This window comes from Thermobifida cellulosilytica TB100, from assembly GCF_001517975.1.
Taxonomy (GTDB): Bacteria; Actinomycetota; Actinomycetes; order Streptosporangiales; family Streptosporangiaceae; genus Thermobifida; species Thermobifida cellulosilytica.
On the sequence record NZ_KQ950180.1, the window covers coordinates 524739 to 531208 of the forward strand.

The 6470-nt window shown below is 75.0% G+C and carries 6 protein-coding genes and 1 riboswitch; all 6 genes read right to left on the bottom strand.

The window, feature by feature from the left end:
* Positions 1–381: 381 nt before the first annotated feature.
* A complete protein-coding gene (locus AC529_RS02215) occupies positions 382–924 on the bottom strand; it encodes a YbaK/EbsC family protein (protein ID WP_068753243.1) in 543 nt (180 codons plus the stop codon).
* Positions 925–933: 9 nt separating this feature from the next.
* Positions 934–1722, bottom strand: a complete 789-nt coding sequence (locus tag AC529_RS02220) for an enoyl-CoA hydratase/isomerase family protein (protein WP_068753244.1) — start codon at positions 1720–1722, stop codon at positions 934–936.
* A gap of 249 nt (positions 1723–1971) precedes the next feature.
* Entirely contained in the window at positions 1972–2739 is a 768-nt protein-coding gene (locus AC529_RS02225) for an energy-coupling factor transporter transmembrane component T family protein (RefSeq protein WP_068753245.1), read from the bottom strand.
* Positions 2736–4277 (bottom strand): ABC transporter ATP-binding protein, encoded by a 1542-nt coding sequence (locus AC529_RS02230; protein ID WP_068753246.1) that lies wholly within the window; start codon positions 4275–4277, stop codon positions 2736–2738. Before AC529_RS02230 ends, AC529_RS02225 begins: the two co-directional genes overlap by 4 nt.
* 5 nt (positions 4278–4282) lie before the next feature.
* Entirely contained in the window at positions 4283–4888 is a 606-nt protein-coding gene (locus AC529_RS02235) for an ECF transporter S component (RefSeq protein WP_068753247.1), read from the bottom strand.
* Between the two features lie 99 nt (positions 4889–4987).
* Positions 4988–5092: riboswitch (TPP riboswitch) on the bottom strand.
* Positions 5093–5160: 68 nt separating this feature from the next.
* Positions 5161–6312 (bottom strand): alpha/beta fold hydrolase, encoded by a 1152-nt coding sequence (locus AC529_RS02240; RefSeq protein WP_068753248.1) that lies wholly within the window; start codon positions 6310–6312, stop codon positions 5161–5163.
* Positions 6313–6470: the final 158 nt, after the last annotated feature.

Sequence of the window (6470 nt, forward strand, 5' to 3'; positions counted from 1 at the left end):
TCATCCCCTCGAACACCGCTCGGTGCAGCCTATCGGCCGGGATACACCGGGCTCACGCGGTACGCCCAACTGCCCCGAAGTCGTGGCCGCGCAGGCCCGACGACACAGCCTCCCGGTGACACCGAACCGACGGCGCGGTACCACCGCGGTCCTCTCACGCTAGCTGGATCGCGCACGGCCGCAAAGAGCACGCTCGTGCCGCCTCACACGTCCTTCGGAGGGACTCCATGTGAGTATGACGGAAAAACCCGGGCCGAGGTTCCGGTCAGTCTCGTCACCCGGCCGCCGCGCTCCGTCCGCATCCATCCTGACCTGGGACCGGTACGCAAGGTAGAGGAATTCTCATCGTGGGTGAGGGGAGCGGGGCGGGCCCGCTCCCCGTCAGGCCGGACGGGCCAGCCCTTCGACGACCTCCGCCCCGGGGAGCTCGGCCAGGGCCGCCCCCGGCAGGACGAGCTTGGAGCGGCGCAGCCCGCTGCCGACCACCACGTGCTCCTGGGCGACCACGGCGGAGTCGACCAGGATCGGCCAGCCCTCGGGCAGCCCCACCGGGGTGATCCCGCCGTACTCCATGCCGGTCCGCCGCACCGCCTCCTCCTGGGGGGCGAAGCTGGCCTTGCGCGCCTCCAGCCTGCGGCGGACCACGCCGTTGATGTCGGCGCGGGTGGTGGCGAGCACCACGCAGGCCGCCAGGCGGGTCTCACCGCCGCGGCGGGCGGCGATGACGACGCAGTTGGCCGACGCCTCCAGGGGCACCCCGTAGGCCGCGCAGAAGTTCGCGGTGTCGGCCAGCTCGGGGTCGATGGCGGCCACCCGCAGCCGCTCCACCGGGGTGCTGTGCTTCCACGCGGTCACCGCGGCCGCGACCGGAGCGGCCAGCAGGTCGGTCCGTTCGACGGCGGCGTGGTCGGTCAACTGCCACATCGTTCCTCGTCACCTCCCGGTGAACTCGGCCTTGCCGGGGCCGTGCTCCATGAAGCTGCGCATACCGATCTTCTGGTCCTCGGTGGCGAACAGGGCGGAGAACTGCAACCGCTCGATCTCCAGGCCGGTCTCCAGGTCCGTCTCCAGCCCGGCGTCGATGGCCTGCTTGGCGGCGCGCAGCGCGACCGCCGGGCCGCCCGCGTAGCGCGCGGCCATGGCCACCGCTGTACGGTACACGTCCGCGGCGGGCACCACCCGGTCCACCAGTCCGATCCGCAGCGCCTCCGCGGCGTCGACGTGGCGGCCGGTGTAGATCAGGTCCTTGGCCTTCGCCGGGCCGATGAGCCGGGGCAGCCGCTGGGTGCCGCCCGCGCCCGGGATGATGCCGAGCTGGATCTCGGGCTGGCCGAGCCTGGCGTCGTCCGCGGCGACCCGGAAGTCGGCGCACAGCGCCAGCTCGCAGCCGCCGCCGAGGGCGTAGCCGGTGATCGCGGCGACGACGGGCTTGGGGATGCGGGCCACGGCGTTGAAGCAGTCCTGGATCGTGCGGGAGCGCTCGGCCATGGCCGCATAACCCAGGTCCGCCATCTCCGTGACGTCGGCCCCGGCGGCGAACACCCGCTCGCCCCCGTAGAGGACCACGGCGGCCACCTCCGGGTCCGCGCCGACCCGGGCGGCGGCCTCGGCGATCTCACGCTGGACCTGGAAGCTGAGCACGTTCATCCTGGGCCGGTCCAGCCTGATGACGGCGACCGCCGGCTGCTCGGCGTCGGTCTCCACCCGTACGAACTCCCCCACTGGTCTCACCCTCCCTGTTCTTCTGCGGCTGTCTGCCGTTGTCCGTCCTCCTCCTTACCACCAGGGGTCTCCCGCCCGCCACGGCGGGCCGCGGCTTGCGGGGCGGCGCAAGCGCCAACACTCGCCCCGGTCTGTCCCCCGAAACGGTCACCGGCGGGTGCCGCCGCTTCCGCGGGGACGCCGACGCGGGCAGGATCGCGGGCGGGGGCGTCCCGGCCCGGTGACCCCGGGGCGCCCCCGCTGCGTCCGTCAGCCGAACAGCAGCCGCAACGTGCCGAGCTGGGCGGAGAGCGCGTAGGCCGCGCCGAGCAGCAGCGGGGCGGCGACCACGAGCAGGGTGTCGGCGGTGCGCCACCGGCTGGTCCGGGCGTGCGAGCGCGGACCGGTGCCGAACGCGCGGGCGTCCATCGCCGTGGCCAGCAGCGTTCCGGTGCGGATGGCCCGGACCAGCAGCGCGAACACCTTCCCGAAGAAGATCGGCAGCGCGGCCGCGGGGTTGCGCCCGGCCTCCAGGCCGCGGGCCCGGCGCGCCAGGGTGACGGTGCGCCACTGGTCGGCCAGCAGCGGCGCCAGGCGCAGCGCGGCGAGCACCCCCATGGCGGGCCGTTCCGGGACCCCGAGCCGCTGCACCAGCGCGTCGGCCAGGTCGGTGGGGTCGCTGCTGGCGGCGGCCAGCAGGCCGGGAAGCGCGATGGCCAGCAGGCGGACCGCCGCGCCGAACGCGCCCCAGGCGCCCTCCTCGCCGTAAAGCAGGTTGACGATCCCCGTGGAGGCGCCCATCAGCAGGAACACGCCCCCCAGCACCAGGAGGGTGGTGCGGTCGACGCCGCTGAACGGCACCACCGCGGCCGTGACGGCCAGCACCACGCCCCCGGTCACCGGGTCCACGGCCGGCAGCAGGCCGAGGGACAGGACGAGCGCCGCGACGAGCTTGGCCGCCGGGTTGACGCCGAGCAGCCAGGAGCGGGCGCCGCGCGGCCGCCCGTGCGCGGTCCCGGACAGCGACGCGAAGCTCACCGCAGTCCCTCCGTCCCGGTGCGCGCGGCCTCGGCGACCCCGCCGTCGGCGACCCGCAGTTCGACGTCGGCGAGGTGCTCCAGCAGCAGCGTGTCGTGGGTGGCCAGCACGATCGCCCGGCCCCGGGCGCGCAGCCCGTCCAGCAGCTCCACGAGCTCCAGCCAGGTGCGGGTGTCCTGGCCGAAGGTGGGTTCGTCCAGGACCAGCACGTCGGGGGCGTGCGCGGGGCCGGAGCTGAGCGCGGTGGCCACCGACAGTCGGCGCTTCTCCCCGCCGGACAGGGTGTAGGGGTGCTTGTCGGCGAGGTGGGCCAGGCGCAGCCGGTCCAGCAGCTCGTCGGCCCGCGCGTCGGCCTCGGCCTCGCCCGCTCCCGCGCGCAGCGGCGCGAACCGCAGCTCGTCGCGCACGGTGGCGGTGACGAACTGGTCCTCGGCGTGCTGGAACACCGTGCCGACGTGCCGGGCGAGCCGCCGGGCGGGCCACCTGGCCAGCGGGCGCGGGTCGGCGTCGGCGAGCGGGCCGCGCGGCAGCACCCGGCCCGCGGCCGGTTTCGCCAGCCCGGCCAGCGCGGTCAGCAGGGTGGACTTGCCCGCCCCGTTGGCCCCGGTGAGCGCGGTGGCCGTGCCCGCCGCGACCGCGGCGTCCACGTCGCGCAGGACGGTCCTGGGCCGTCCCCGCCCCGGGGACGGCGGGGTGCGCAGCGAGCAGCCCACGGCCTCGACGAGGACCGGGCCTCCGGGGGCGCGCCCGGTCCGCGGGGCGGGGTCGAGGCCGGGCACCCACACGCCGCGCGCGGCCAGGGCGCGGCCGTGCTCGGCGAAGACGGCGCGGGGAGCGCCGTCGGCGACCACCCCGCCCCCGGGCTCCACCACCACGACCCGGTCCACCAGGTCCACCACCTCGGCGACGCGGTGCTCGACCAGCACCAGGGTGGCGCGGGTCTCGGCGAGCAGGCGGGCGAGGACGTCGCGGACCAGGCGCGCGCCCGCCGGGTCGAGGTTGGCGGTGGGCTCGTCCAGCAGCAGCAGGCGGGGGCGCATGGCGAGCACCCCGGCGATGACCAGGCGCTGCTTCTCACCGCCGGACAGCGCCGCCGTGGGGTGGTCGCGGCCGTAGGGGAAGCCGACGCGCGCGAGCGCCTCGTCCACCCGCGCCCAGATCTCCTCGCGGGGCACGCCCAGGTTCTCCGGGCCGAAGGCGACGTCGTCCCCGGCCCGGGCCATCACGAGCTGGCTCTCCGGGTCCTGCGCCACCAGTCCGGCCGTGCCGCGGCTCCGGTCCGCCGGTCTTCCGTCGACGAGCAGGGTGCCCTCCTGCTCCCCGGTGAGCGCGCCGTCCGGGCCGGTGAGCCCGGCGAGCGCGTGCAGCAGGGTGCTCTTGCCCGCGCCGGAGGCGCCCAGCAGCAGGACGCGCTCGCCGGGTTCGATCACCAGGTCGACGCCGCGCAGCGCGTACTCGGCGCGTCCGGCGTGCCGCCATCCCCAACCGGACAGCTCGACGCGCGCGCCGGGGCCGTCGCGGCGGCTCGCAGCGGTCACCGGATTCACCCCCGCGCCGACGGGAAGGGCGCCAGCGCCCCGGCCGCGGCCAGGCGCGTGGTGAGCAGCCGCGAGCCCGCACCGGCGATGACACCCGCGCTGACCAGCACGAGCGCCCCGTAGACGATCTGGTGGGACAGCGGCCAGGTGACGTTGTAGGTGAGGTTGTCGCGGATCGCGGGGGCGATTCCCCCGGCGACGCCGGCCAGCACGGCCACGCCCATGCCCCAGCGGCGGTAGCGGAAGGCGAGGAAGGCCAGTTCGCTCAGCAGTCCCTGCGTGGCGCCGGACAGCAGGACGGACATCCCCCAGCCGGTGCCCAGGGCCATCTCCAGGGAGGCGGCCGCGATCGAGGTCAGCACGGCGGCGCCGGGCTTGCGGAGGACGAGTCCGCCGAGGACGCCGGGCACCAGCCACATGCCGTAGAGGACGGCCTGGGCCGGGGGGAAGAAGGCGAACAGCCCGGTGGTGACGTTCCACAGGGCGCTCCACACCCAGAAGACGAGGCCGACGGCGACCCCGATGACGGCGGCCACCACGATGTCCACGGTGCGCCAGTTCAGCGGGGGCTTGTGGTCCTGCTCGGACCGGGATTCGGCCGGAGTGGTCATGGTCGTGTCCCTTCGCACGTGACGGAGGGCCCGGCCAAGAGCGCACACCGGCTGCGGTGGTGCGCACCGGAACCACCGGTGCGCGAGAGCACGCCACCGGTGGCGGTTCCCACGACTTCCTTCGCTGGCATGACCCAGATCAGGTAGTAAGGGTCTGCGGCTGTGCCGCACTCTCAGCGCCGAGGCGCTCCCCTGTCGTTTCCGTATTCGTTTCTTCCATTATGGCTGTGCGGGGGCGGTGTGGCCACTCCGCCCCCGCACGACTCGCGCGCCTACCCCTGTCCCTCCTGTCTCTCCAGCCACGCGGAGACGCTGTCGGTGACCTCGGAGGCGCGGCGCTCCAGGCCGACGAAGTGCCCGCTGGAGGGGATGACCACGAGTTCGGTGTCCGGCGACCCGGAGAACCACTCCTCGTGTTCGGCCTGCCCCTGGACGCGGGCGTCGTCGGCCCCGTAGAGCAGCAGCACCGGGATGTCGATCTCGGCGACCTGCGCCCGGTCCACCACGACGCCCGCCAACTGGCTGGCCATGTCGCCGCAGGGGTGCCGGTTGCGCAGCGGGAGGGTCGCCTCGATCACCTCCTGCTCGGCGTCGTGGAAGTTGCCGGTGACGAACTCCTGCTCGGTGGGGTCGTAGTGGACGTAGCCGCGGGGGTCGTCGGCCTCCTCGGCGGGCTCGCCGCCGTCGACGCACTCCTGGAACGCGGTGAGGAAGCGTTGCAGGGCCTGGTCGGTGAGGCCGAGGTCGGTCCAGGACATGACCATCAGGCCGTCGATGCCGGGGAAGGTGTAGGCGGCGATCTGCGCGATCTGGCCGCCGTTGGAGTGCCCGGCGAGCGTCACGCGGTCGAACTCGACGGGTTTCTCGCCCTCCAGTTCGTACTCGCCCGTGCGCAACTGGTCGACGATCTGCCCGGCGATGTCGGCCTGGGCCCCGATGCAGCTCCGCAGCCCCTCGGGCTTGTCGCTGCTCTCGTAGCCGAGGCGGTCGACGGTGACCGAGGCGTGGCCCAGCCCGGCCATCTGCCGCGTGTAGTGGTAGCCGGGCAGGTCCAGCCGCCAGTACCACTCGCCGGTGGCGATGCCGTGCAGGTAGAGCGTGACGGAGGGGTCGTCCTCCTCCAGGACCGAGGCGGGGGCGGTCAGGTGGCCGCGCACCCGGTACTCCTTGCCGTCGGGCTCGCAGGGGACGTCCGTCCGGTTCTGGTTGCGCACGGTGAAGACGACGGGCAGGTCCACGATGTCGCCGGTGTCGGCCACGGGGGTCGGCGCCGGCGGCGCCTCCTGCGCGGCCGCGGCCTCCCCGACCGGTTCGGCCGGTTCGGCCTGCGGCGCCGAGCAGCCTGCGCCGAGCAGGACCGGGATCAGCAGCGCGGCTGCCCAGCCGCGCGGTCCCGCGGCGGTCCGCTGGTGGTGTCTGGGCACGGTGGTCTCCTTAGGGAGTGGGCTGGGAGGGGGCGTTCGGTCCGCGGCTCATGCGGCGGGGTGCGGCGGCCGCCCGGTCGGTGCGGGCTCGGGCTCGGCCGGCCGCTCCGCGGCCGGCGGGGCCGCCCCGGGGGGCGGCGCGGCCACCGGCGGCACGG